Origin of the sequence: Mycobacterium sp. G7A2, from assembly GCF_041902445.1 — a bacterium.
Taxonomy (GTDB): domain Bacteria; phylum Actinomycetota; class Actinomycetes; order Mycobacteriales; family Mycobacteriaceae; genus Mycobacterium.
Window position 1 is genome coordinate 3,399,247 of record NZ_CP169251.1, and the last position, 24,836, is coordinate 3,424,082.

Sequence of the window (24,836 nt, forward strand, 5' to 3'; positions counted from 1 at the left end):
GGCGTGCCGGGGCAGGTTATTCCTGCCCGTTCTCCTGCGCGGCCACCGCGGCGTCGATGTCGAACTCCTTGACCTTCTGGACCAGGTCCTCCAGCGCGGCCGGAGGCAGGGCGCCGGCCTGGTTGAACACCAGCTTGCCCTTCTTGAAGGCCATCAGCGTCGGGATGGAACGGATGTCGGCCGCGGCTGCGAGTTGCTGCTCGGCCTCGGTGTCGACCTTGGCGAACACGACGTCGGGGTGCTTCTCCGAGGACGCCGCATACGTCGGGGCGAACTGCTTACACGGTCCGCACCACGACGCCCAGAAGTCGACCAGAACGATCTCGTTGTCGGTGACGATGTCGTTGAACTGTTCGGCGGTGATGTCTTGAGTAGTCACGTGTCTGTCAACGCCCGCGAACGGTGTGGTGTTCCCCCGTCCACTACCGGATCCGCAGGCACGTGGCGCACAGCGCCGCGGTCGGCCGACGTCGTCAACGCGGCGTAAGCCCGTAGAGCGGTGGATACCGGCCGGTTCCGGTGCCGAGGTCGGAACCCCCCATGGTGCAGCTGCTCGGTCCGCCGCCGGGTCAGCTCATCGGGGCCCACCCGTAGCTCGACACGGCGCCCGGGGACGTCGATGTCGATCAGGTCGCCGTCCTCGACCAGCGCGATCGCGCCGCCCGCCGCGGCCTCCGGTGACACGTGCCCGATGGACAGGCCCGAGCTGCCGCCGGAGAACCGGCCATCGGTGAGGAGCGCGCAGACCGAGCCCAGACCGCGGCCCTTCAGGAAGGACGTGGGGTGCAGCATCTCCTGCATGCCCGGCCCGCCGCGGGGCCCCTCGTATCGCACGACGAGAACATCCCCGGCGAGCACCCGGCCGTTGAGGATGGCGTCGACGGCCTCTTCCTGCGACTCGACCACCACCGCGGCTCCGGAGAATCTCAGCATGCACGCCTCGACGCCGGCGGTCTTGACCACACAGCCGTCGGGCGCCAGGTTCCCGCGCAGCACCGCCAGGCCCCCGTCTTCGCTGTATGCGTGCGCGGCGTCGCGGATGCATCCTGCGACGGCGTCGGTGTCCAGCGATTCGTGCAACTCCGTCGCGGTGAACGCCGCCGCTGTGCGGCGCCCGCCCGGGGCAGCCCGGAACAGGTCATGCGCCTCAGCGGTGGCGGGGCCGCCGCGGACGTCCCAGCGACCCAGCCACTGCGGCAGCGAGCTGGCGTGTACGGCGCAGACGTCCCCGGTGAGCCGACCGGCACGGTTGAGTTCACCCATCAGCGCGGGCATGCCACCGGCGCGGTGGACATCCTCGATCAGGTGCGTGCCGTTGGGCGCGACTTTGCACAGACACGGCACGCTGCGTGACACCGCGTCGATGTCGTCGAGACCGAAGTCCAGACCGGCTTCGTGGGCGGCGGCCAGCAGATGCAGCACGGTGTTCGTCGAGCCGCCCATGGCGATGTCGACGGCCATCGCGTTGCCGAATGCGGCGCGGTCGGCGATACGACGCGGCAGCGCGGTGTCGTCGTCGTGGTCGTACCACCGGTGCGCCAGTTCGACCACCAGTGCGCCGGCTCTCTCGTAGAGAGCACGGCGCGCGACATGGGTCGCGAGCGTGGTGCCGTTGCCGGGTAGCGCCAGACCCAGCACTTCGACCAGGCAGTTCATCGAGTTCGCGGTGAACATGCCGGCACACGATCCGCAGGTCGGGCACGCGGCTTCCTCGATCCGGGTCAGGTCGTCGTCGCTGACCGCGGTATCGGCGGCCGTCGTCATGGTGTCGATCAGGTGCATGCCGGTTTTGCGGGCCCCGTCGGCGAGGGTGGTGCGCCCGCCTTCCATGGGGCCGCCCGAGACGAACACGGTCGGGATATTGCACCGTAACGCCGCCATCAACATGCCGGGGGTGATCTTGTCGCAGTTGGAGATGCAGACCAGCGCGTCGGCGCGATGCGCTTCGACCATGTACTCGACCGAGTCGGCGATGAGGTCGCGTGACGGCAGCGAATAGAACGTGCCGGCGTGCCCCATCGCGATGCCGTCGTCGACGGCGACGGTGTTGAACTCCCGCGGGATCCCACCGGCGGCCTTGACCGCCTCGGAGACGATCCGGCCGACGGGCTGAAGGTGGGTGTGGCCGGGCACGAATTCGGTGAAGCTGTTGGCCACCGCCACCAGCGGTTTGCCGAAGTCGGCCGCCGCGACGCCGGCCGCGCGCAGCAATGCCCGGGCGCCGGCCATGTTGCGACCGTGGGTGACGGTGCGGGAGCGAAGTTCAGGCATCTGCTCAGCCTTGCGCTGCGCGGTGCCGCCCGGAAGACGGCGGCGCTGCTAGTAGTGAGAGCACCAGGTCCGATCGCGGAGGCGGGCGTTTTCCACGAATACGATGGTCAGCCATGGCGGGACACTCCGACAGCCGCGCCGAGCTGGCCGCGTTCCTGCGGGCCCGCCGCACCGAGATGTCGCGAGAGCTGCACGGCTTGCCGGCGCTGCCCCGGGACCGCACGGTCGGGCTGCGCCGCGAGGAGGTGTCTGCGCTCTGTGGTGTCAGCGTGACGTGGTACACCTGGCTCGAGCAGGCCCGGCCGATCACGCCGTCGCGGCAGGTGCTGGACGCGATCGCCACGGCACTGCGGCTTTCCGGCCCGGAGCATCAGTACCTGCTCAGCCTGGCCGGCTACGCCCCGCCGCCGCACCTGCACGCCGACACCGTCGAACCGGCGCCGGCGCACATCCAGCGCCTGTTGGACGAGCTGGCGGGCAGGCCCGCCTACGCGCTGGCCGCCGACTGGACGATCGTGGCGTGGAACCGCGCGTACGCGTCGCTGTACCCCAACGTGGCGAAGGTCGGAGCGGCAGATCGCAACCTGCTGTGGCTGGTGTTCACCGACCCCGCGGTGCGCGAGCTGGTGGACGACTGGGAGGTCACCAGCCGCCGGTTCCTCGCCGAGTTCCGCGCCGAGTCCGCCAGCCGGCTGGGCGACCCGGCGATCGTGGCCCTGGTCGACCGGTTGCGGACCGCCAGCCCCGAGTTCTGCAGCGGCTGGGACGGTCACCCGGTGGCGGGGTTCGAGTCCCGCGAGCGGGTGTTCCACCGTCCCGGTGCGGGCCGGCTGCGGCTCGAACACCATCAACTGCGCCCCTCGGACCGCCCGGACCTGCAGCTGGTGGTCTACACCCCGCTGGACGAGACCACCCGCTCGCTGCTCGAGGAGCACTGAGGGTCACAGCTGATAGGCCTTGACCCAGTCGACCTTCATCTGTGCGTGGAACGGCGCCGACGGGTCCGGGTCCCCGGTCCAGGGGTTGCCGACCGCCACATTGAGGATCAGGTAGTGGTCCCAGGCCCCGGAGAAGGGTGTCCAGTCGCCGCCCAGAGCCTCGTACTGGGCCTGGGTGATGCTGCCGACCTCGACGCCGTCGACGTGCCAGACGATGCGGTCGGCATACCAGTCCATGCCGTAGTCGTGGAACCCCTGCGACAGATCGATGCCCAGGTCGGCAGCGACGTCGTGCAGTGTGACGTCGACGCCGTTGTCGGTGTCGTCCGGACCGTGGATGTTGCCCGTCCAGACCCGCCGTGACTGCGGGGTGCCCAGCCCGGGGATCTCGACGATGTCGATCTCGCCTTGCCGCGGCCAGTCGAATTCGTGACCCGGTTCGAGGCCCACCGACCAGAACGCCGGCAGGCTGCCCTGCGTGGCCGGCATCTGGATGCGTGCCACCACCCTGGTGCCCACGCCGAAGGACTGCTTGCCGTAGGTGACCACGCGCGCCGAGGTGTAGTTGTGCGGTGCGCCGAGCCCGTCGGGCGTGGCCTCTCGCCGGGCGTCGATGACGAGGTTCCCGTCGGCGTCGATGTAGACGTTGTCGCCGTCGGTGTAGTACTGGTTCTCCCCCGCCGGAGCGCCCCATCGCCCGGTCTGCAGGCCCCAGTACCGCAGCGCCTCGGCCATGTCGGTGAAGTTGCTCTCCCACAACAACTCTGGGTCGGCCGGCTCGGGCGCAGGAGCCGGTTCGGGTTCGGGCTCCGGTTCGGGTTCGGGCGCCGGTTCGGGAATGACCACGTCGCGGTAGATGCGGGTGCGCACACCCTGCCACCAGGACTCGATGAAGCGCGGCACAGGAATGGCCAGGAAGTCGGCCCCCAACCCGGTATTGCGAATTCCCAGGGAGTAGAGCATGTCGACGATCATCGAGCCGACCGTGATCCGGGCAGGGGGTGCGGCGGTGACCGACATCGCGGACTGGGCCGATGCGGTCTCGGCGGGCGGGTCCGCCGCGACGCGATGCGCCTGCGCTGCAGCGGGCGCGCGGTCGACCGGAGCGGGCGCGCGGTCGACCGCGTCCCGCAGTACCTCGCCGTGATCGGTCTCCTTGCGCGTGACCGGGACCGGCATGCTCACCCCGCCGGACTCGTCGGAGCCGGAATCGTCGCCCTGCGTGGTTCCGACCTGTTCTTCTCCGCCGGCGTCTCCCGCGCCCGCGTCGTCCGCACCCGAGGCGGTTCCCTCGTCGGTGTCGTTTCCCGCGCCTGCGCTCTCCTCGCCGGCGATGTCGTTCTCATCGGAGAAGTCGTTCTCACCGGAGATGTCGACGGATTCGACGAGGTCGACCGTGTCTCGGTTCGGGTCCACTGCTTCATCGTCGGAGTCCTGCGAGATCTCCTCGGTCACCTCATCGGGCTCGCCGACGGCGTCGGAATCGTCGAGCTCGTCGCCGACCGAATGATCGGTCGCGTCGTCGGACGCTCTGTCGGTCGCGTCGTCATCCGGTGCACTCGCCGTGGTGGACCCGTCGGAGGAATTGGCATCCCGCGGCGAGGTGCCGTCCTGCGACGACGAGCCGGCGGATGCACCGGAGTCGGCGGGAGTGGCCGAAGCGGTGGCGACGCTAGCGGTCAGCATGGCCGCACCGAGTCCGGCAACGACCACACCGCTGGCCAACAAGTATTTGCCGTTGACCCCCGGCGAGCAATCACTGTGGCGACTTCGCATGACTCCATCCATCCCTGCTGTCGGCGACAAGAAACAGAAACGAACACGGCGCGACCGCCCCAAGAACGCCACGCCACAGCGAATACAGGAATCCCGATGCGGACGCCCCCTCGCACACGCATCAGCGCTAACGGTGCAGAAAAAGGCTCTCGTGCAACGCCTCTCCGCTGACTGACCTCGCTGTGCAGCAAACGATATCCAATGACGTGACCACGCGCTTGTTTTCTTCCGAAAAATTCCACTCCGCAAATTTCAGAACAGGGGCCGGACGAAAAACGAAGGCGTGATCGACATTTGCAGCGCAGCACTCGGCGTTTGCCAGCGCCTCATTCCTGCGGGCGGCAATCGGCAATTGCAGCGCTCTGCGCGGCCTTTTCAGTGGAACTGCCCGCGGCGCGCGCCGACGTCACAATTGCCGAAAGCAGAGAGGCAACATCAGGGTCAGCGGTACTCCGGATTGACGAAGTCGTACCGGCATCCCGCGTCCCACCCCGCGCGGACGTTGCCGTAGGCCGGCACACCTCCGCTGTTCTTCAGCATCCGGGCCAGGTGCATCAGATTCCAGGTCATGAAGGTGGTGTTGCGGTTGGTGAAATCGTTGGCCGGCCCACCCGAACCCGGGTCGAGGTACGACGGGCCCGGGCCGGCTTCACCGATCCAGCCGGCATCGGCCTGCGGCGGGATCGTGTACCCGATGTGCTGAAGCGTGTACAGCACGTTCTGCGCACAGTGCTTGACTCCGTCCTCGTTGCCGGTGATCAGGCACCCACCGACCCGGCCGTAGTAGAGATACTGGCCGGCATCATTGAGCAGGTGCGACCCTCCGTACAACCGTTCGTGCACCCGCTTCATCACCGAGCTGTTGTCGCCGAGCCAGATCGGACCCGCGAGCACCAGGATGTCGGCGGCCAGGACCTGCTCGAAGATGGCGGGCCAGTCGTCGCTCGGCCAGCCGTGCTCCCGCATGTCCGGCCACACCCCGGTCGCGATGTCATGGTCGACGGCGCGGACCACCTCGACCGCGACGCCGTGTCGCTCCATGATGGCGGAACTGATCCGGATCAGGCCCTCGGTGTGGCTGATCTCGGGCGACCTCTTGAGCGTGCAGTTGATGAACAAGGCGCGAAGGTCACTGAAATCCGGGTCGATGTCGGTCATGGGGCGTGTTCCTCCAGTTCGGCTGTGCCCTGTTCGAAGAATTCGACGATGCCGATGATGAGCTCTGCGCAGTCGTCGTTGGTGTTCAGCGGATACGCCGCACCGAACGGGGCGTTCCAGAACGAGCCGGTTCGCGGTATCCAGGGACCCACATACGCGTAGGGCGTCGGGTGGTACCCGTCGCCCGCCGAGACGCCGTAGTTGACGTCGCTCACGCTCACCGCGACGTCGAAGTGTTCGGGCCACAGAACCGGCTGCTGCTCTGTGAACAGCTGCCGCAAAGCCTGGCTGCCTGCATGGTGGCTGCGGATGATGAGGGTGGCGGCGGCTTCATCGACAGCGAGAGTCGTCTCGGCGTCCACCAGACCGGTGGCTGGATAGACGTCCTCGGGTGCGCCGAAGTCGACACCCGCGGCCCGGGCCAACTCCCGTGGCGTACCCGCCAACGGCGCGGACCCGTCGGCCCAGTCGAACCGCATGCCGCGGATGGACAGCGGTGACGCGGCGCCACCGAACCCGTCGGCGTAGACCGACAGCCGGATCGTGCCCGCCGACCGATACTGCGGGCCGGCGATCAGACCTTCCGCCAAGCCGTGCAACTGGACACGGGTGCGCACATAGCGCTGGTCGAAACCCTCGGCCACCTCGGCTCCTCTCGCCTGCACCCGAGACAGTGCGGTCGTCCAGGTCGAGCGTTACACGAAAGCCGCGTACGCAGAATGAGATCGTGAAAGGCGTGACTGCGGATGAACCGTCGGTGTTGGTGTTCGATGTCAACGAGACGCTGATCGACATCGATGCGCTGGCCCCGGTGTTCGACGGCCTGTTCGGCGACCCACGGGTGCTGCGGGAATGGTTCGGCCAGCTGGTCATGTACTCGATGACGGTGACCCTGTCCGGCAGCTACGTGGATTTCTTCACCCTCGGCCGCTCGGTCCTGCGAATGCTCGGGGACGTGCACGGGGTTGCTGTCGGGTCCGACGACCTCGAGCGACTCGGGCAGAGCATGCGCACGATGCCGGCCCACCCGGACGTCGCCGAAGGCCTGACCACCCTGGCCGACCGGGGCTACCGCCTTGTCACCCTGACGAACTCACCGCCGTCGGCCGGGGCCCCGACACCGCTCGAGAACGCCGGACTGGCAGGTCACTTCGAGCGGCAGTTCAGTGTCGACACATTCGGGGTGTTCAAGCCGACCACCCGGCTCTACACCGGCGTTGCCGCCGAACTCGGGGTCCTGCCCACGGACTGCATGATGGTCGCGGCCCATATCTGGGACACGATGGGCGCGCAAGCCGCCGGGATGAGCGCGGCGTTCATCGCCCGTCCGGGCAACGCCGTACTCCCCTCCGACTCTCTGCCCCGGCCCTCGCTGGTGGCCACCGATCTGATCGAGCTGGCCGCCCTGCTGGGTTGACCCGAGTTCGCTACACCGTGAACCCGAGCGCTCGCAGCTGCTCACGCCCGTCGTCGGTGATCTTGTCCGGGCCCCACGGCGGGTTCCACACCCAGTTGATCTTGATCTCGTTGACCAGCCCCGCACCCACCAGCGCGGTACGCGACTGATCCTCGATCACATCGGTCAGCGGACACGCCGCCGACGTCAGCGTCATGTCGATCAACGCGACGGGTCCACCGTCGCTCTTCTCGACGTCGATGCCGTAGACCAGTCCGAGGTCGACGACGTTGATGCCCAGCTCGGGATCGACGACGTCGCGCATGGCCTCCTCGAGCTCGGCCAACAGTTCGTCGTTGGGCAGTGCGGTGTCACTCATGAGTTCTCCTCAGCTTCTTCAGCAGCGTCGCCGCTGCCGGCGAGTGCCAGCGCGGTGTCCGATGCGCCGGCCTCCGCCAGCGCGGCCTTGAACGCGGTCCAGCCCAGCAGTGCACATTTCACCCGGGCGGGATACTTCGCGACCCCGGCGAAAGCCACCCCGTCACCGAGCACTTCCTCGTCCCCGTCGATCCGGCCGCGAGACGACACCATCTCCGAGAACGCCGCCACGGTCTTGAGCGCATCCCCGACGCTCTGACCGATCACCTGATCGGTCAGTACCGACGTCGACGCCTGGCTGATCGAGCAACCCTGACCGTCGTAGGAGATGTCGTCGACGGTCTGACCGTCGTCGGACAACGCCACCCGCAACGTCACCTCGTCACCACAGGTCGGATTGACGTGATGCACCTCGGCGCCGAAGGGCTCACGCAGCCCGCGATGGTGCGGATGCTTGTAGTGATCCAGGATCACTTCCTGGTAGATCTGCTCGAGCCTCATCAGTCTCCGAAGAACTCCAGCGCCCGGCGTACCCCGGCGACCAGGCGATCCACCTCGTCGACGGTGTTGTACACCGCGAAGGAGGCCCGCACGGTCGCCGCCAGCCCGAACCTGCGGTGCAGGGGCCATGCGCAGTGATGACCGACGCGCACCGCCACACCGTCGTCGTCGAGGACCTGCCCGACATCGTGGGCGTGAATGCCGTCCACCACGAACGACACCGGCGAGCCGCGGTCGGCCATCGAGGTCGGGCCGATGATGCGGACCGCGTCGATTTCGGCGAGCCCGGTCAGCGCGGCCGCCACCAGTTCGCGTTCGTGGGCTTCGACGGCCGGCATGCCGAGTTCGGTCAAATACCGGGCGGCGGCACCCAGACCGACCACCTGGGACGTCATCGGCGTGCCGGCCTCGAACCGCTGCGGGGGCGGCGCGTAGGTGGCCATCTCCATCGTGACGGTCTCGATCATCGATCCGCCGGTCAGAAACGGCGGCATCTCCTCGAGCAGCGCCGCCCTGCCGTAGAGCACTCCGATACCGGTCGGACCGAGCATCTTGTGGCCGGAGAACGCAGCGAAGTCCACGTCGAGGTCGTGCAGGTCGACCGGCTGATGCGGCACGGACTGGCAGGCGTCGAGCACCGTCAGCGCTCCGACCGCCTTCGCCCGTGCGACCAGCTCGGCCACCGGCGCGACCGTTCCGGTGACGTTCGAATGGTGGCTGAACGCCACCACCTTCACCCGCTCATCGAGCTGCAGCGAATCCAGATCGATGCGCCCCTGCTCGTCCACCCCGTACCAGCGCAGGGTCGCGCCCGTCCGGCGCGCCAATTCCTGCCACGGAATGAGGTTGGCGTGGTGCTCGAGTTCGGTCGTGACGATCACGTCGCCGGGACCGACCGTGCGGTCGAACCGGTCGTCGCCCAGCACGTAGGACACCAGGTTGAGGGCCTCGGTCGCGTTCTTGGTGAAGACCAGTTCGTCGGCCCGCGCGCCGACGAACGCCGCGATGTCGTCGCGGCCCTGTTCGTAGGCGTCGGTCGCTTCCTCCATCAATTGATGCGCACCGCGGTGCACCGCGCCGTAGGACGTGGTCAGGAAGTCACGCTCGGCGTCGAGCACCGCCAGGGGCTTCTGCGACGTCGCGCCGGAATCCAGGTAGGCCAGCTGGTGTCCGCCTCGCATCACCCGGCTCAGAATCGGGAAATCCACCCGGATCCGCTCGACGTCGATGGTGTCGCCCCGGTGCAGGCCGGGCGTCCGCACGGCCGTCATGTCAGGCTCCGGCGGCCGCAGCCTGGGTGAAGCGCTCGTAACCGTTCTCCTCGAGTTCGTCGGCCAGCTCCGGACCACCGGACTCGATGATCCGGCCATCGACGAAGACGTGGACGAACTGCGGCTGGATGTAGCGCAGGATCCGCGTGTAGTGGGTGATCAACAGGATGCCGCCGTCCTCGTCCTTCGCATACCGGTTGACTCCCTCGCTGACCACCCGCAGCGCGTCGACGTCGAGACCGGAGTCGGTTTCGTCGAGGATGGCGATCTTCGGCTTGAGCAGCCCCAGCTGCAGGATCTCGTGGCGCTTCTTCTCGCCGCCGGAGAACCCCTCGTTGACGCTGCGCTCACCGAAGGACGGATCGATGCCCAGGTCGCCCATCGCGCCCTTGACCTCTTTGACCCAGTGCCGCAGCTTCGGCGCCTCGCCACGCACGGCGGTGGCCGCGGTGCGCAGGAAATTCGACATCGACACGCCGGGTACCTCGACCGGGTACTGCATCGCCAGGAACAGCCCCGCGCGGGCCCGCTCGTCGACCTCCATCTCGAGGACGTCCTGGCCGTCCAGGGTGATGGAGCCGGAGGTGACGGTGTACTTGGGGTGACCGGCGATCGCGTAGGACAGCGTCGACTTGCCGGACCCGTTGGGGCCCATCACCGCATGGGTCTCGCCCGAGCGCACGGTGAGGTTCACACCCTTGAGGATGGGGATCTGCTCGCCGGCCGCGTCGGGGTTGGCGACCGACACGTGCAGGTCTTTGATTTCCAGAGTGGTCATGGTTACGAGGTTCTCGATTCCGTGATGGCTAGTTCTCGTTCAATGGCTTCGGTCAGACGCTCACGCACCGCGGGCACGGCGATCTTGGCAATGATCTCGTTGAAGAAGCCGCGCACGACCAGCCGCCGTGCCGCTTCCTCGGGAATCCCGCGCGAGCGCAGATAGAACAGCTGCTCGTCGTCGAAACGACCGGTGGCGCTGGCGTGTCCGGCGCCGGCGATCTCGCCGGTCTCGATCTCCAGATTCGGCACCGAGTCCGCCCGGGCTCCGTCGGTCAGCACCAGGTTGCGGTTGACCTCGAAAGTATCGGTGCCGGTCGCCGCGGCGCGGATCAGGACGTCGCCGACCCAGACGGTGTGCGCATCGGGCTTGGCCGAGTCGGGATCACCCTGCAGCGCCCCCTTGTAGAGCACGTCGGATTTGCAGTTCGGGTGGGCGTGGTCGACCAGGAGCCGGGACTCGAAATGCTGTCCGTCGTCGGCGAAATAGGTGCCCAACATCTGGGCGTCCCCGCCAGGGGCGGTGTAGCGCACCGTCGCCGTGGTCCGCACCACGTCTCCGCCGAGGGTGACGTTCACATGCCCGATCACGGCATCCTTGCCGAGTGTGGCGTGATGCGAACTGACGTGGACCATGTCGTCGTCCCAGTCGGCGATCCAGATCACTCCGACGCCGGCCGAGTCCCCGACGAGAATCTCGACGTTGTCGGCGTAGGTCCCGCTCCCGCGCAGGTCGACCACGACGATGGCACGCGAGAGTTCCTCGACGCGGATCTGCAGGTGGCCGTAGGCCACGGCGCCCTCACCGGGACCGGTGATCGCGATCTCGATCGGTTCGCTCACCTCGGTGTCGCGGGCGACCGTCACCACGGTGGCGGTGTCGAACGATGAATACGCCTGCGCGGCAACGCGGTCGGTGGGAGCACCGGCCTGGCCGAGCCGCTCGTCGTCGCGTCCGACGGTTTCGACGGTGACGCCGGGACGCTCGGTGACGGTGATGCCGGCCGAACCGGTGGCGCGGCCATCCGATCCCGCCGACCCGTCATGCAGTCCACGCAGCCGTTTGAGCGGGGTGAACCGCCAGATCTCGTCTCGACCGCCGGGCACCTCGAAGGCGTCGACGTCGAAGGACGAGAAGATCTCTCCCTTGTTGACCGCGGAGAGCGCCGAGCCCTCCACAGCCTGAGTCAGATTCGACGTCACTGTTATCCGACCGCACCTTCCATCTGCAGCTCGATGAGCCGGTTGAGCTCCAACGCGTACTCCATCGGCAGTTCCTTCGCGATCGGCTCGACGAACCCGCGCACGACCATCGCCATCGCCTCGTCCTCGGTCAGACCGCGGCTCATCAGATAGAACATCTGGTCCTCGCTGACCTTCGACACGGTGGCCTCGTGGCCCATCGTGACGTCGTCCTCGCGGATGTCGACGTAGGGATAGGTGTCGCTGCGGCTGACCGTATCGACGAGCAGCGCATCGCATTTCACGCTCGAGCGGGATCCGTACGAGCCCTTGTTGACCTGGACCAGGCCGCGATAGGACGCCCGTCCGCCGCCGCGCGCCACCGACTTGGACACGATGTTCGACGACGTGTGCGGCGCCAGGTGCAGCATCTTGGCGCCGGTGTCCTGGTGCTGCCCCTCGCCGGCGAAGGCCACCGAGAGCACCTCACCCTTGGCGTGCTCGCCGGTCATCCACACCGCGGGATACTTCATCGTGACCTTGGAGCCGATGTTGCCGTCGACCCACTCCATGGTGGCGCCGGCCTCGGCCCGGGCACGCTTGGTGACCAGGTTGTAGACGTTGTTCGACCAGTTCTGGATCGTCGTGTAGCGGCACCGGCCACCGGGCTTGACGATGATCTCGACCACCGCCGAGTGCAGCGAGTCGCTCTTGTAGATCGGCGCGGTGCAGCCTTCGACGTAGTGCACGTAGGCGTCTTCGTCGACGATGATCAGCGTGCGCTCGAACTGGCCCATGTTCTCGGTGTTGATCCGGAAGTAGGCCTGCAGCGGGATGTCGACGTGCACGCCCGGCGGCACGTAGATGAACGAGCCGCCCGACCACACCGCGGTGTTCAGCGCGGAGAACTTGTTGTCTCCGGCCGGGATCACGGTGCCGAAGTGCTCCTTGAAGACCTCTGGGTGTTCGCGCAGGGCACTGTCGGTGTCGAGGAAGAGAACACCCTGCGCCTCGAGATCTTCGCGGATCTGGTGGTAGACGACCTCGGACTCGTACTGGGCCGCCACGCCGGACACCAGGCGCTGCTTCTCGGCTTCCGGGATGCCCAGCTTGTCGTAGGTGTTGCGGATGTCCTCGGGCAGGTCCTCCCAGCTGGCGGCCTGCTTCTCCGTGGAACGCACGAAGTACTTGATGTTGTCGAAGTCGATACCCTCGAGGTTCGATCCCCAGGACGGCATGGGCTTCTTGTCGAAGGTGCGCAACGCCTTGAGCCGGATGTCGAGCATCCACTCCGGTTCGTTCTTCTTGGCAGAGATGTCGCGGACCACGGCCTCGGACAGCCCCCGCTGCGCACTGGCGCCTGCGACATCGGAGTCGGCCCAGCCATAGCCGTACCGGCCCAGGGACGCGATGGTCTCTTCCTGGGTCAGCGCCTCTGGCTTGACCTCCGGTGTGAGTGTCATTGCGACACACTCCTTTTGCTCTGGTGGTTACTCCGGCGCGGGCTGTGCGCCGAAGGTCGTGCGAGTTCGGACGGTCACCGTTGCGGCAGCGCGCCCGAACTCAACGGGACGTGGGTGGTGCAGGCGCAGTCGCCGTTGACGATGGTCGCCAGCCTCTGGACGTGGGTACCCAGAACCTCGGACATCGCCTGCTGCTCGGCCTCGCACAATTCCGGGAACTCCTCGGCCACGTGGGACACCGGGCAGTGGTGCTGACAGATCTGCACGCCGCGCAGCGGACCGCCCACCTGGGTGGTCGTGGTGGCGTAACCGGCCTGACTGAGCGCATCGGCGACCCGATCGGCGGCCTCCTGGACGTCCCCGTCGGCCGGCTCGACACCGGCGAGGATCGCATCGATGCGCCGGCGCGCGAACGTGCGCACGGCGTCGTCGCCGCCGATCTCCCGCAGTTGCCGCATGGCCGCGGACGCCAGGTCGTCGTAGGTGTGTTCGAGCTTGGCCCGACCAGCTGCGGTGAGCTGGTAGCGCTTGGCGGGCCGACCACGCCCCTCCTGCTGCCAGGCCGCCGCGGCGTTGGCCTGGGCATCGCCGGCCTCGATGAGCGCATCGAGGTGCCGCCGGACGCCCGCGGCGGACAGGCCGAGTTCGTCGCCGATGCGACCCGCGGTGGTGGGACCGGACTCCAGCAGGAGCCTGATGATCGCGCCACGGGTGTGACCGTGGGTGTCACCGTCGACAGCATGCGACGACACCGGGTTCGGTGCGGTCGAGCGCTGCGTACGGATTTTCACAACACCAGTGTGACGCAATTCCCCGACAGGGTCTAGGAAGGGCACCCTTATCGGTGGGTGTCGCAATGCTCACATCGACTTACCCCGACCGCCCGGGAATATCCGGCGGTTACGCTGCCATCGTGGCAGGCCGCCTCTCTTCGTTGAGCACCTCGATCGCCGGTTGGCACGGCGACGAGCGCGCGGTCGGCACACCACTGAACGACGCTGAGCTCATCGCGATGCGCCGCACCCGGCTGTTCGGCGCCACCGGCACCGTGCTCATGGCCATCGGTGCGCTGGGCGCCGGCGCCCGGCCGGTCATCCAGGATCCGACGTTCGGGGTGCGGCTGCTCAACCTGCCGTCACGGATCCAGACGGTGTCACTGACGATGACCACCACCGGCGCGGTGATGATGGCACTGGCCTGGCTGATGCTGGGCCGGTTCGCGCTCGGTGAGCGGCGTATGACGCGCAGCCAACTCGACCGCACGCTGCTGTTGTGGACGTTGCCGCTGCTCATCGCTCCACCGATGTACAGCAAGGACGTGTACTCCTATCTGGCCCAGAGCGAGATCTCGCTGCAGGGCAGCGACCCGTACCGGGTCGGACCGGCGACCGGCCTGGGGTTGGACCACGTCTTCACGCTGTCGGTGCCCAGCCTGTGGCGGGAGACCCCGGCGCCCTACGGCCCGTTGTTCCTGTGGATCGGGCGGGGCATATCGAGCATCACCGGCGAGAACATCGTCGAAGCCGTGTTGTTCCATCGTCTGGTCGTACTCGTCGGCGTCGGACTCATCGTCTGGGCCACCCCACGGTTGGCCCGCCGCTGCGGCGTCGCGGAGGTCAGCGCGCTGTGGCTGGGCCCCTGCAATCCGCTGCTGTTCATGCATCTGGTGGCCGGCATTCACAACGAGGCGCTGATGCTGGGCCTCATGCTGGCCGGCACCGAGTTCGCGCTGCGCGGCATCGAGGCCATGCGAGCCGCCAACGACGGGTCGTCGTCGCGACCACCGCACCTGTCCCTCGGGCCGGCCCGCTGGTCCCCGCTGGCGATCGTGGTGCTCGGCGCCGTCCTGATCACGTTGTCGTCGCAGGTCAAGTTGCCCTCGCTGTTGGCACTGGGATTCGTGGCGATGGCTCTGGCGCATCAGTGGGGCGGCACGGTGCGGGCGTTTGTGGCCGCCAGCGGCCTACTGGGCACGGTGGCGCTGGCGGTGATGGCGTTGATCGGCTGGGCCAGTGGGCTGGGCTTCGGCTGGCTGTTCACGCTGGGCACGGCCAACGTCGTGCGCAGCTGGATGTCGCCGCCGACGCTGCTGGCCCTGGGCACCGGGCAAGTCGGCATCCTGCTCGGACTCGGTGACCACACCACCGCCGTGCTGGCGCTGACCCGCGCGATCGGCGTGACGCTGATCGCGCTCATCGTGACCTGGCTGCTGCTGTCGGTGCTGCGCGGGCGCCTGCACCCCGTGGGTGGGCTGGGTGTCGCGCTCGGCGCCACGGTGCTGCTGTTCCCCGTGGTCCAGCCCTGGTATCTGCTCTGGGCGATCATTCCGCTCGCGGCCTGGGCCACGCTGCCCAAGTTCCGGGTCGCGGTGATCGTCGTCACGCTGGTGGTCGGCATCTTCGGGCCGACCGCCAACGGCGACCGCTTCGCGCTGTTCCAGATCGTGCTGGCGACGCTGGCCAGCACGGTAATCGTGGCGGTGCTGATGGCCCTGACCTACCGGCGCCTGCCGTGGCGTGCACTGCCCGACCCGGATCCAGACCCAGCCGGCGGCAACGACACTGCGGCATCCGGCGACCCCACCTCACCACCGGCGCGGCCCGCACCCAGGAGCGACGCCTACGCTGAATCCCCGTGACCCCGCGCGAACGCTCATCGACGCCGGTGCGGCTGCGTGGAGTCAGCAAGCGCTACGGCTCGCTGACCGCGGTGTCCGAGCTGGACCTGGAGGTCGGGTCGGCCGAGGTGTTCGCCCTGCTGGGCCCCAACGGCGCCGGGAAGACGACCACGGTGGAGATGTGTGAGGGCTTCCTCGCACCCGATGCCGGCTCCATCGAGATCCTCGGGCTCGACCCCGTCGCCGACAACGCACAGGTGCGGGCCCGCACCGGGGTGATGCTGCAGGGCGGAGGGGCCTATCCCGCCGCCAAGGCCGGCGAGATGCTCAACCTGGTGGCCGCCTACTCCGCCCACCCGTTGGACCCCCAGTGGCTGTTGAACACGCTGGGCCTCAGCGAGTCGGCGCGCACGCCGTACCGACGGCTGTCCGGCGGCCAGCAGCAGCGGCTCGCATTGGCCTGTGCCGTGGTGGGACGTCCTGAGCTGGTGTTCCTGGACGAACCCACTGCCGGCATGGACGCCCACGCGCGTATCGTCGTCTGGGAGTTGATCGACGCGCTGCGCCGCGACGGGGTCACCGTGGTGCTCACGACGCACCAGCTGGCCGAGGCCGAGGAACTGGCCGACCGAATCCTGATCATCGACCACGGGACCGCGGTGGCGACCGGCACCCCGACTGAGCTCACCCGCAACGGCGCCGAGAACCAACTGCGGTTCCGGGCCCCGCGCAAGCTCGATCTGAGCCTGCTCGTCACCGCGCTTCCCGAGAGCTACCGGGCCGTCGAAGCAGCGCCGGGCGAATACCTCGTGGAGGGCCGAATCGACCCCCAGGTGCTGGCCACCGTCACCGCGTGGTGCGCCAGACTGGACGTGCTGGCCACCGACATGCGCGTGGAACAGCGCAGCCTCGAAGACGTGTTCCTGGACCTGACCGGCCGGGAGCTGCGATCGTGACCGAGAATCGATTCGCCCCGGGCACCTTCGATCCCGATCCCCGCCCGGCCCCCGTCCCGCGCATGCTGGCCGCGCAGTTCGCTCTGGAGCTTCGCCTGCTGCTGCGCAACGGCGAGCAATTGCTGCTGACCATGTTCATCCCGATCACCCTGCTGGTCGGGCTCACGTTGCTGCCGCTGGGATCGTTCGGACCCAACCGCGCCGCCACGTTCGTGCCGGCGATCGTCGCACTGGCGGTCATCTCGACCGCGTTCACCGGCCAGGCCATCGCCGTGGCGTTCGATCGGCGCTATGGCGCGCTCAAACGACTCGGTGCCACCGCGCTGCCGGTGTGGGGCATCATCGCGGGCAAATCGCTGGCCGTGGTCACGGTGGTGATCCTGCAGTCGGTGGTACTCGGCGCCATCGGCGCGGCCCTGGGCTGGCGGCCGCCGCTGGCGGGTCTGGTGCTGGGTGCGGTGATCATCGCGGCGGGCACGGCGGTGTTCGCCGCGCTGGGATTGCTGCTGGGCGGCACCCTGCGCGCCGAGATCGTGCTGGCACTGGCGAACCTGCTGTGGTTCGTCTTCGCCGGGCTGGGCGCCCTGACCGTCGAGGGCCAGAGTGGCGAGGACGCGATGGTGCCGTCGGCGGTGGCCTGGGTCGCCAGGCTGACCCCGTCCGGTGCACTCACCGAGGCGCTGTCGCAGGCGATGACACTCTCGGTGGACTGGTTCGGGCTGGCCGTGCTGGCGGTGTGGGGGGCGGTCGGTGCGGTGTGCGCGCTGCGCTGGTTCCGGTTCACCTGACCGCCCCTACTACGGGATGTAGTTAGCGAGCCTCTACCATCACAAGGTGCCCGTGAAACGACTCTTCATGCGGCTCGTCGACCTGCTTCCGGAACCGAGCCTGCGCGTGCAGCGCGTCATCGCTGCGGCGGTGATCCTCACCCAGGGCGGGATCGCGGTGACCGGTGCGATCGTGCGGGTGACCGCCTCCGGGCTGGGGTGCCCGACCTGGCCACAGTGTTTCCCGGGCAGCTTCACCCCCGTTCCCCATCCCGAGGTACCCGGCATCCACCAGGCTGTCGAGTTCGGCAACCGGCTGCTGACGTTCCTCGTCGTGCTCACCGCTGCCGCCGCGGTGCTCGCCGTGGTGCGGGCGCGGCGCCGCCGGGAGGTCCTGTTCTACGCCTGGCTGATGCCCGCGTCGACGGTGGTGCAGGCCGTGATCGGGGGCATCACCGTCCTCACCGGACTGCTGTGGTGGACCGTGGCGATTCACCTGCTCGCATCGATGACGATGGTCTGGCTGGCGGTGCTGCTGTACGTCAAGATCGCACAACCCGACACCGGCAGCTACGTCGCCTGCGTCCCCGCTCCGCTGCGCCGGCTGGCGGCACTGAGCGCCGTGGCCCTCGCCGCGGTGCTCGTCACGGGCACCATGGTCACCGGAGCCGGACCACACGCCGGCGACAAGAGCCTGGACCGCCCGGTACCCCGCCTGCAGATCGAGATCACCACGCTGGTGCACATGCATTCGTCGCTGCTGGTGGCCTACCTGTCGCTGGTGATCGGCCTGGGGTTCGGGCTTCTGGCTGTGCGTGCTCCGCGCGAAGTACGCACCCGGCTGGCGGTGCTCGTGGTCCTGGTCGCCGCGCAGGGCCTGCTGGGCACCATCCAGTTCTTCACCGGCGTGCCCGCGGCACTGGTAGCGCTGCATGTCGCCGGCGCGGCGGCCTGCACCGCGGCCACCGCGGCGCTATGGGCGTCGATGCGAGAGCGGACCGAGGCCGAACCGCTCCAGCGCTGACTCCACACCCAGCGCGAAGACCCGCTGCTGACGCAGTCGGCTCGGCGCGTCCAGCTGGCGCCAGCCCAGCGACGGCTCCACCAATTCGAGCTCGAGCAGCACGGGTGCGTCGGGACCGCCGATGACGTCCACCCGTGCGTACAACAGTTCCGAGACCGCGATACCCAGGTGCGCCGCGGCCGCCGACAGCGCCGCGTGGCCGAGGTCCCACAGCTCGAAATCAGGATCCGCGGGCGACAGCCGCTCCTGCGCGTAGGTACCCGACTCGTCGAACACCGGCGCACCCCCCGGCGGCGGGAGGATCGGGCCTTTGGTGAACGCGTGCGACGCCGCGCCGCCGAGAAACACCAGCGCCGTCTCCCCCGCCTCGACACGCGGGTCGAACGGCTGCACCAGCACGGTGTGGCCACCGGCCTGCAGCATCGCCGCGTGCGCGCCCGCCGCCTCCGCCTCGGAGAACCGCAGCGCACCGGACGACCCCGCGCCGACCGCCGGCTTGACGACGATCTCGCCACCCCGCGACAGCACACCCTCAGGCAGCTCGAAGCGTTGCCCGGGCGCGATGAAACAACTCGGCACCGTCGGCACGCCGGCGTCGGCCAGGTCGCCCAGGTAGCGCTTGTCGGTGTTCCAGGCCACCACGTCGGGCGAGTTCAGCAGACGCGGCACCCGGCGCGTCCAGTCCAGGAACTCGTCCAGCCGTTCGGTGTAGTCCCAGGCCGCGCGCAGGATCACCAGGTCCGCCTCGAGCGCCGCCGGGTCGTCCCAGGACATCCAACGCGCGTGCAGTCCGCGGCGACGCAGCGCGCCGACCAGTCCGGCGTCATCGCCGTCGCCGTCCGGCAATGCCGGACACCCCGCGAACACGATCCGCGGGTGGAACAGGTCGGGCCGGGCCGTCTTCATGGCGAAGCAATGTTACCGAGGGGGCGCCCGGCACCGCGGCGGGCATGATGGGCCTATGTACGCCATCGAAGTCGCCGAGACCGGCGGACCGGAAGTCCTGTCCCACGTGGAGAAGCCGCGACCCGAACCCGGCCCCGGCCAGGTGCTGATCCGCGCGGAGGCGATCGGCGTCAACTTCATCGACACCTATTTCCGCTCCGGGCTGTATCCGCGCGAGCTGCCGTTCGTCGTCGGCAGCGAGGTGTGCGGCGTCATCGAGGCCGTCGGCGACGACGTCGCCGCCCTGACGGTCGGCGACCGGGTCGTCACCGACAAGGCGTCCGGCGCATACGCCGAGTACTGTCTGGCGCCGGCCGACTTCGTCGCCTACGTGCCGGACGGCGTGGCCCCCGACGCCGTGGCCTCGGCCCTGCTCAAGGGCATGACGGCGCACTACCTGCTCAAGTCCACCTATGCGGTCCAGCAGGGCGACACCGTGCTGATGCACGCGGGCGCCGGCGGGGTGGGACTGATCCTGACGCAATGGGCGACCGCGCTGGCTGCTCGCGTCATCACCACGGTGTCGACACCGGACAAGGCCGAACTGTCACGCCGGGCCGGCGCGATCGAGGTCCTCGACTATCCCGGCAGCGACGCCGGCGACGCGCAGGCGTTCGGCGACCGCATCCGCGAGCTCACCGACGGCAACGGCGTCGCCGCGGTGTACGACGGTGTGGGGGCGTCGACGTTCGACGCGAGCCTGGCGAGCTTGGCGGTACGAGGCACGCTGGCGCTGTTCGGCGCCGCCAGCGGGCCTGTCCCCCCGGTCGACCCGCAGCGCCTCAACGCGGCCGGGTCGGTCTACCTGACTCGACCCAACCTCGCGCACTACACCCGCACCCCCGACGAGTTCTCGTGGCGGGCCGGCGAACTGCTCACCGCCATCGCCGACGGCACGCTGTCGGTGACCGTCAGCCACCGCTACCGGTTGCACGAGGCGCAGCAGGCCCACCGGGACCTGCAGGGCCGACAGACCGTGGGGTCGGTGGTGCTGGTCCCCTGAGTCAGACGCTGAACAGCGCGGGCAGGGCCAGGGCCGAGTCGACGGCCAGCGCGAGGAACACGACCGCGAGGTAGTTGTTGGACTGCAGGAACAGCCGCAGCGGCTTGACCGGCTCGCCGCGTCGCACCCCGGCGTAGAGCTGGTGCGCCATCACCAGGAACCAGGTGCCGGCCACGATCGCCACCGCGGCGTACAACCAGCCGGTGGCCAGCGCCAGCGCCAGCGTCGCCGCAACGGTCAGCCAGGTGTAGATCAGGATCTGTTTGGTGACCTGCTGCTCGGTGGCCACCGCGGGCAGCATCGGCACACCGGCGGCCTTGTAGTCCTCCTTGTAGCGCATGGCCAGCGCCCAGGTGTGCGGAGGAGTCCAGAAGAAGATGATCAGGAACATCACCAGCGCGGGCCACTGGATCGTGCCGGTCACCGCGGACCACCCGATCATCACCGGCATGCAGCCCGCGGCCCCGCCCCACACCACGTTCTGCGAGGTGCGCCGCTTGAGCAGCAACGTGTAGACCAGCACGTAGAACGCGATGGTGGCGCCTGCGAGGTGGGCCGAGAGCATGTTGGTCGTCCACCACAGCCAGAAGAACGAGGCCACCGACAGGGTCAAGCCGAAGATCAACGCATGGCTGCGCGGCACCGTGGCGCGTGCCAGGGCGCGGCGTTCGGTGCGCTTCATCACCTTGTCGATGTCGGCGTCGGCCACACAGTTCAGCGTGTTGGCGCCGGCAGCCGCGAGCAGGCCACCGACCAGCGTGTTGAAGATCAGCACCGGGTCGACCGTGCCGCGGTGCGCCAGCAGCATGGCCGGGATCGTCGTGACCAACAGCAGTTCGATGACGCGCGGCTTGGTCAACCCGATGTAGCCGAGGATGCGGTCGCGGAAGCGGACGGACCCGTTCGGGCTGTCGTCGACGAGATGGCCTTCGCGAATCCTCACGCAACCCACTCCTCGACGACGAACAACGAACTTCTACTACAGAGGATGGTAGACCGCCGGGGCGGGTACCCGGAACCGCAGGGTCCCCACCGACTCCCCGGCCAGGGATGACCCCTGCGTCGCCGCAGCGTTCCGCACTAGGGTGGTTGGTGCGGATCACCCACTCACAACCGGATGCCCACCGCCCAAGTCAAGGAGTGCTCCTCGTGACCACGCTCGAAGAGATCAACGCCCTCACCCGGCCGAACCACCCGGACGACTGGACGGAGGTGGACACCCGGGCCGTCGACACCGTGCGGGTGCTGGCCGCCGACGCGGTCCAGAAGGTCGGCAGCGGACACCCCGGCACTGCGATGAGCCTGGCGCCACTGGCCTACACGCTGTTCCAGCGGCAGATGAACCACGACCCCAGCGACACCAGCTGGCTGGGTCGGGACCGGTTCGTGCTGTCCTGCGGTCACTCCAGCCTCACCCTCTACATCCAGCTCTATCTCGGTGGCTTCGGCCTGGAGCTGTCCGACATCCAGGCACTGCGGACGTTCAAGTCCAAGACCCCCGGCCATCCCGAGTTCCGCCACACCCGAGGTGTGGAGATCACCACCGGCCCGCTCGGGCAGGGGCTGGCCTCGTCCGTGGGCATGGCGATGGCCTCACGTTACGAGCGCGGCCTGTTCGACCCTGACACGCCGTGGGGTGAGAGCCCGTTCGATCACTACATCTACGTGATCGCCTCCGACGGCGACATCGAGGAGGGGGTCACCAGCGAGGCGTCCTCACTTGCGGGCACCCAACAGCTCGGCAATCTGATCGTGTTCTACGACAAGAACCAGATCTCCATCGAGCACGACACCAACATCGCACTGTCCGAGGACGTCGCGGCACGCTACCGGGCCTACGGGTGGCACGTGCAGGAGATCGAGGGGGGCGAGAACGTCGTCGCGATCGAGCAGGCGATCGCCGAGGCCAAGAAGGTCACCGACAAGCCGTCGTTCATCGCGCTGCGCACGATCATCGGCTATCCCGCACCCAACAAGATGAACACCGGCGGCGTGCACGGCTCCGCGCTCGGCGAGGACGAGGTCGCCGCCACGAAGAAGGTGCTCGGGTTCGATCCCGACCAGACCTTCGAGGTCAGCGACGAGGTCATCGGCCACACCCGCAAACTCGTCGACCGCGGCCGCGAGGCACACCAGAAGTGGCAGTCGACATTCGACGCGTGGGCCGAGCGCGAACCCGAGCGCAAGAAGCTGCTGGACCGGTTGCTGGCCCAGGAGCTGCCCGACGGCTGGGACGCCGACATCAGCTACTGGGAGCCGGGCTCCAAGGCGATGGCCACCCGCAAGGCCTTCGGTGAGGTGCTCAACGACGTCGCCCCCAAACTTCCCGAGCTGTGGGGCGGTTCCGCCGACCTGGCCGGCAGCAACAACACCACCATCGACGGGGTCAAATCCTTTGGGCCACCCTCGATTTCCACCGACGACTTCACAGCCGACTGGTACGGCCGGGTGCTGCACTTCGGGGTGCGTGAGCACGCGATGGGTGCGATCCTGTCCGGGATCGTGCTGCACGGGCCGACCCGCGCGTTCGGCGGCACGTTCCTGCAGTTCTCCGACTACATGCGGCCGTCGGTCCGACTGGCCTCGCTGATGGACATCGACACCATCTACGTCTGGACCCACGACTCCATCGGCCTCGGCGAGGACGGCCCCACCCATCAGCCGATCGAGCACCTGGCGGCGCTGCGGGCCATTCCCAACCTGTCGGTGGTCCGGCCGGGCGATCCGAACGAGACCGCCTACGCCTGGCGCAGCATCATCGCCCGGGGCAACGGCAGCGGCCCGGTCGGTTTCATCCTGACCCGTCAGGGAATCCCGGTCCTGGAGGGCACCGACTCCGAAGGCGTCTCCCGCGGAGGTTACGTACTGGGCGGCGACACAGCCCAGGCCGACGTCATCCTCATCGCGACCGGCTCCGAACTGCAGATCGCGGTCGAGGCCAAGAAGATGCTGGCGGACAAGAACATCACCGCCGCCGTGGTGTCGATGCCCTGCATCGAATGGTTCGAATCGCAGCCGCAGGAATACCGCGACAGCGTGCTGCCGCCCACCGTGTCGGCGCGGGTGGCGGTCGAGGCCGGCATCGCCCAGAGCTGGTACAAGCTCGTCGGCGACTGCGGCGAGATCGTGTCCATCGAGCATTACGGCGAGTCCGCCGACGACAAGACGCTGTTCCGTGAATTCGGCTTCACCCCAGAGGCTGTGGTGGCCGCCGCGGAACGCACGATGGCCAACTAGACGGCCAACCAGACACAACGAGAGACCGAGGATCCGACCATGACCCAGAACCAGAATCTGGCCGCACTGTCCGCTGCGGGCGTATCCGTGTGGCTCGACGACCTGTCCCGAGACCGGCTACAGACCGGCAACCTGCAAGAGCTGATCGACACCAAGTCGGTGGTCGGCGTGACCACCAACCCGTCGATCTTCCAGTCCGCGTTGTCCTCCGGCGACGCCTACGACGAGCAGATCAACGAGTTGGCCGCGCGCGGCGCCGACGTCGAGGCCACCATCCGCACCGTCACCACCGACGACGTCCGCAACGCCTGTGACGTGCTGGCCAAGCAGTACGAGCAGTCCGACGGGGTGGACGGCCGGGTGTCCATCGAGGTGGATCCGCGGATGGCGCACGACACCGACAAGACGATCCTGCAGGCCATCGATCTGTGGAAGACCGTCGACCGCCCCAACCTGCTCATCAAGATCCCGGCCACGATGGCCGGCATTCCGGCGATCACCGCGGTGCTCGCCGAGGGCATCTCGGTGAACGTGACACTGATCTTCTCGGTCGAACGACACCGCATGGTGATGGACGCCTACCTGGCCGGCCTCGAGAAGGCCAAGGAAGCCGGCCACGATCTGTCCCGCATCCACTCGGTCGCCTCGTTCTTCGTCTCCCGCGTGGACACCGAGATCGACAAGCGCCTCGAGAGCATCGGCTCCGAGGAAGCAATGGCGCTGCGCGGCAAGGCTGCCGTGGCCAACGCCCGACTGGCCTACGCCGCCTACGAAGAGGTGTTCCTCGGCGGCGACCGCTTCTCGGCGCTGCAGTCCTCCGGCGCCCGGGTGCAGCGTCCGCTGTGGGCGTCGACCGGTGTCAAGAACCCGGACTACTCCGACACGCTCTACGTGACCGAGCTCGTGGCACCCAACACGGTGAACACCATGCCGGAGAAGACAATCGACGCCGTCGCCGACCACGGCGTGGTCACCGGTGACACGGTGACCGGCCGCGCCGCGGAGGCCCAGGAGGTCTTCGACAAGCTCGCCGACATCGGCATCGACCTGCCCGATGTGTTCAAGGTGCTCGAAGACGAAGGTGTCGAGAAATTCGAGAAGTCCTGGCTGGAGCTGCTCGACGCCACCAAGGGACAACTCGACGCCGCCGGGAAGTGACCTCCCGGCCGTGACGAC

23 protein-coding genes are annotated in these 24,836 nt (G+C 68.3%); 9 read left to right on the forward strand and 14 right to left on the reverse strand.

The features are described 5' to 3' along the window. Nucleotides 1-16: 16 nt before the first annotated feature. Entirely contained in the window at nucleotides 17-379 is a 363-nt protein-coding gene (gene trxA, locus ACEWX3_RS16160; protein ID WP_207066562.1) for a thioredoxin, read from the reverse strand. Continuing rightward, the gene (ilvD, locus tag ACEWX3_RS16165) at nucleotides 376-2,271 is read right to left on the reverse strand and encodes a dihydroxy-acid dehydratase (RefSeq protein ID WP_374157072.1); all 1,896 of its coding nucleotides are present in this window, start codon (nucleotides 2,269-2,271) and stop codon (nucleotides 376-378) included. The genes trxA and ilvD overlap by 4 nt, the downstream gene beginning before the upstream one ends. 113 nt (nucleotides 2,272-2,384) lie before the next feature. On the opposite strand from ilvD, the gene ACEWX3_RS16170 reads away from it, so the two are divergent. Beyond that, nucleotides 2,385-3,209, forward strand: coding sequence for a helix-turn-helix transcriptional regulator (locus ACEWX3_RS16170; RefSeq protein ID WP_374157073.1), 825 nt, complete (start codon nucleotides 2,385-2,387; stop codon nucleotides 3,207-3,209). Nucleotides 3,210-3,212: 3 nt separating this feature from the next. On the opposite strand, the gene ACEWX3_RS16175 is transcribed toward ACEWX3_RS16170, so the two are convergent. The 3 genes from ACEWX3_RS16175 to ACEWX3_RS16185 form a co-directional block, all read right to left on the reverse strand. Then, a complete protein-coding gene (locus ACEWX3_RS16175) occupies nucleotides 3,213-4,895 on the reverse strand; it encodes a family 16 glycosylhydrolase (protein WP_374157074.1) in 1,683 nt (560 codons plus the stop codon). A gap of 531 nt (nucleotides 4,896-5,426) precedes the next feature. Further along, the gene (locus tag ACEWX3_RS16180; protein ID WP_207066565.1) at nucleotides 5,427-6,143 is read right to left on the reverse strand and encodes a flavodoxin family protein; all 717 of its coding nucleotides are present in this window, start codon (nucleotides 6,141-6,143) and stop codon (nucleotides 5,427-5,429) included. Further along, nucleotides 6,140-6,787 carry a hypothetical protein gene (locus ACEWX3_RS16185; RefSeq protein ID WP_374157075.1) on the reverse strand — a complete coding sequence of 216 codons (648 nt, stop codon included), beginning with the start codon at nucleotides 6,785-6,787 and terminating at the stop codon, nucleotides 6,140-6,142. The genes ACEWX3_RS16180 and ACEWX3_RS16185 overlap by 4 nt, the downstream gene beginning before the upstream one ends. Nucleotides 6,788-6,879: 92 nt before the next feature. On the opposite strand from ACEWX3_RS16185, the gene ACEWX3_RS16190 reads away from it, so the two are divergent. Then, the gene (locus ACEWX3_RS16190; protein WP_374157076.1) at nucleotides 6,880-7,560 is read left to right on the forward strand and encodes a haloacid dehalogenase type II; all 681 of its coding nucleotides are present in this window, start codon (nucleotides 6,880-6,882) and stop codon (nucleotides 7,558-7,560) included. A 10-nt stretch (nucleotides 7,561-7,570) separates the two neighbouring features. On the opposite strand, the gene ACEWX3_RS16195 is transcribed toward ACEWX3_RS16190, so the two are convergent. The 7 genes from ACEWX3_RS16195 to ACEWX3_RS16225 all read right to left on the reverse strand — a co-directional run bounded on the left by ACEWX3_RS16195 (nucleotide 7,571) and on the right by ACEWX3_RS16225 (nucleotide 13,968). Further along, nucleotides 7,571-7,918, reverse strand: a complete 348-nt coding sequence (locus ACEWX3_RS16195) for a metal-sulfur cluster assembly factor (protein ID WP_152517057.1) — start codon at nucleotides 7,916-7,918, stop codon at nucleotides 7,571-7,573. Beyond that, on the reverse strand, nucleotides 7,915-8,418 hold the full coding sequence (gene sufU / locus ACEWX3_RS16200) for a Fe-S cluster assembly sulfur transfer protein SufU (protein ID WP_374157077.1): 504 nt from the start codon (nucleotides 8,416-8,418) through the stop codon (nucleotides 7,915-7,917). Before sufU ends, ACEWX3_RS16195 begins: the two co-directional genes overlap by 4 nt. Beyond that, nucleotides 8,418-9,689, reverse strand: coding sequence for a cysteine desulfurase (locus tag ACEWX3_RS16205; protein WP_221356974.1), 1,272 nt, complete (start codon nucleotides 9,687-9,689; stop codon nucleotides 8,418-8,420). The genes sufU and ACEWX3_RS16205 overlap by 1 nt, the downstream gene beginning before the upstream one ends. A 1-nt stretch (nucleotide 9,690) precedes the next feature. After that, nucleotides 9,691-10,467: a Fe-S cluster assembly ATPase SufC gene (gene sufC / locus ACEWX3_RS16210; protein WP_152517055.1), complete on the reverse strand. Its 777-nt coding sequence runs from the start codon at nucleotides 10,465-10,467 to the stop codon at nucleotides 9,691-9,693. Between the two features lie 2 nt (nucleotides 10,468-10,469). After that, the gene (gene sufD / locus ACEWX3_RS16215) at nucleotides 10,470-11,669 is read right to left on the reverse strand and encodes a Fe-S cluster assembly protein SufD (protein ID WP_374157078.1); all 1,200 of its coding nucleotides are present in this window, start codon (nucleotides 11,667-11,669) and stop codon (nucleotides 10,470-10,472) included. Nucleotides 11,670-11,671: 2 nt separating this feature from the next. Continuing rightward, entirely contained in the window at nucleotides 11,672-13,111 is a 1,440-nt protein-coding gene (gene sufB / locus ACEWX3_RS16220) for a Fe-S cluster assembly protein SufB (RefSeq protein ID WP_221356976.1), read from the reverse strand. A 74-nt stretch (nucleotides 13,112-13,185) separates the two neighbouring features. Continuing rightward, a complete protein-coding gene (locus ACEWX3_RS16225; RefSeq protein ID WP_374157079.1) occupies nucleotides 13,186-13,968 on the reverse strand; it encodes a helix-turn-helix transcriptional regulator in 783 nt (260 codons plus the stop codon). Nucleotides 13,969-14,024: 56 nt separating this feature from the next. On the opposite strand from ACEWX3_RS16225, the gene mptB reads away from it, so the two are divergent. From mptB to ACEWX3_RS16245, 4 genes are all read left to right on the forward strand, one after another. Further along, the gene (mptB, locus tag ACEWX3_RS16230; RefSeq protein ID WP_374157080.1) at nucleotides 14,025-15,749 is read left to right on the forward strand and encodes a polyprenol phosphomannose-dependent alpha 1,6 mannosyltransferase MptB; all 1,725 of its coding nucleotides are present in this window, start codon (nucleotides 14,025-14,027) and stop codon (nucleotides 15,747-15,749) included. Beyond that, nucleotides 15,746-16,684: an ABC transporter ATP-binding protein gene (locus ACEWX3_RS16235; protein ID WP_207066572.1), complete on the forward strand. Its 939-nt coding sequence runs from the start codon at nucleotides 15,746-15,748 to the stop codon at nucleotides 16,682-16,684. The genes mptB and ACEWX3_RS16235 overlap by 4 nt, the downstream gene beginning before the upstream one ends. Then, nucleotides 16,678-17,472, forward strand: coding sequence for an ABC transporter permease (locus ACEWX3_RS16240; protein WP_321187523.1), 795 nt, complete (start codon nucleotides 16,678-16,680; stop codon nucleotides 17,470-17,472). The genes ACEWX3_RS16235 and ACEWX3_RS16240 overlap by 7 nt, the downstream gene beginning before the upstream one ends. A 67-nt stretch (nucleotides 17,473-17,539) precedes the next feature. Beyond that, nucleotides 17,540-18,475, forward strand: coding sequence for a heme A synthase (locus ACEWX3_RS16245; RefSeq protein ID WP_374159875.1), 936 nt, complete (start codon nucleotides 17,540-17,542; stop codon nucleotides 18,473-18,475). On the opposite strand, the gene ACEWX3_RS16250 is transcribed toward ACEWX3_RS16245, so the two are convergent. Beyond that, nucleotides 18,425-19,381: a RimK family alpha-L-glutamate ligase gene (locus tag ACEWX3_RS16250; RefSeq protein ID WP_374157081.1), complete on the reverse strand. Its 957-nt coding sequence runs from the start codon at nucleotides 19,379-19,381 to the stop codon at nucleotides 18,425-18,427. The genes ACEWX3_RS16245 and ACEWX3_RS16250 overlap by 51 nt on opposite strands. A gap of 55 nt (nucleotides 19,382-19,436) precedes the next feature. On the opposite strand from ACEWX3_RS16250, the gene ACEWX3_RS16255 reads away from it, so the two are divergent. Beyond that, on the forward strand, nucleotides 19,437-20,423 hold the full coding sequence (locus tag ACEWX3_RS16255) for a quinone oxidoreductase (protein WP_207066574.1): 987 nt from the start codon (nucleotides 19,437-19,439) through the stop codon (nucleotides 20,421-20,423). 1 nt (nucleotide 20,424) lies between these two features. Here the strand turns inward: ACEWX3_RS16255 and ACEWX3_RS16260 are convergent, their stop codons facing one another. Further along, nucleotides 20,425-21,366, reverse strand: coding sequence for a heme o synthase (locus ACEWX3_RS16260; protein WP_152517047.1), 942 nt, complete (start codon nucleotides 21,364-21,366; stop codon nucleotides 20,425-20,427). Between the two features lie 206 nt (nucleotides 21,367-21,572). Between ACEWX3_RS16260 and tkt the strand changes: the two genes are divergently transcribed. Next, nucleotides 21,573-23,660 (forward strand): transketolase, encoded by a 2,088-nt coding sequence (tkt, locus tag ACEWX3_RS16265; RefSeq protein WP_374157082.1) that lies wholly within the window; start codon nucleotides 21,573-21,575, stop codon nucleotides 23,658-23,660. A 39-nt stretch (nucleotides 23,661-23,699) separates the two neighbouring features. Then, the gene (gene tal / locus ACEWX3_RS16270; protein WP_207066576.1) at nucleotides 23,700-24,818 is read left to right on the forward strand and encodes a transaldolase; all 1,119 of its coding nucleotides are present in this window, start codon (nucleotides 23,700-23,702) and stop codon (nucleotides 24,816-24,818) included. The last annotated feature ends 18 nt before the right edge of the window (nucleotides 24,819-24,836 follow it).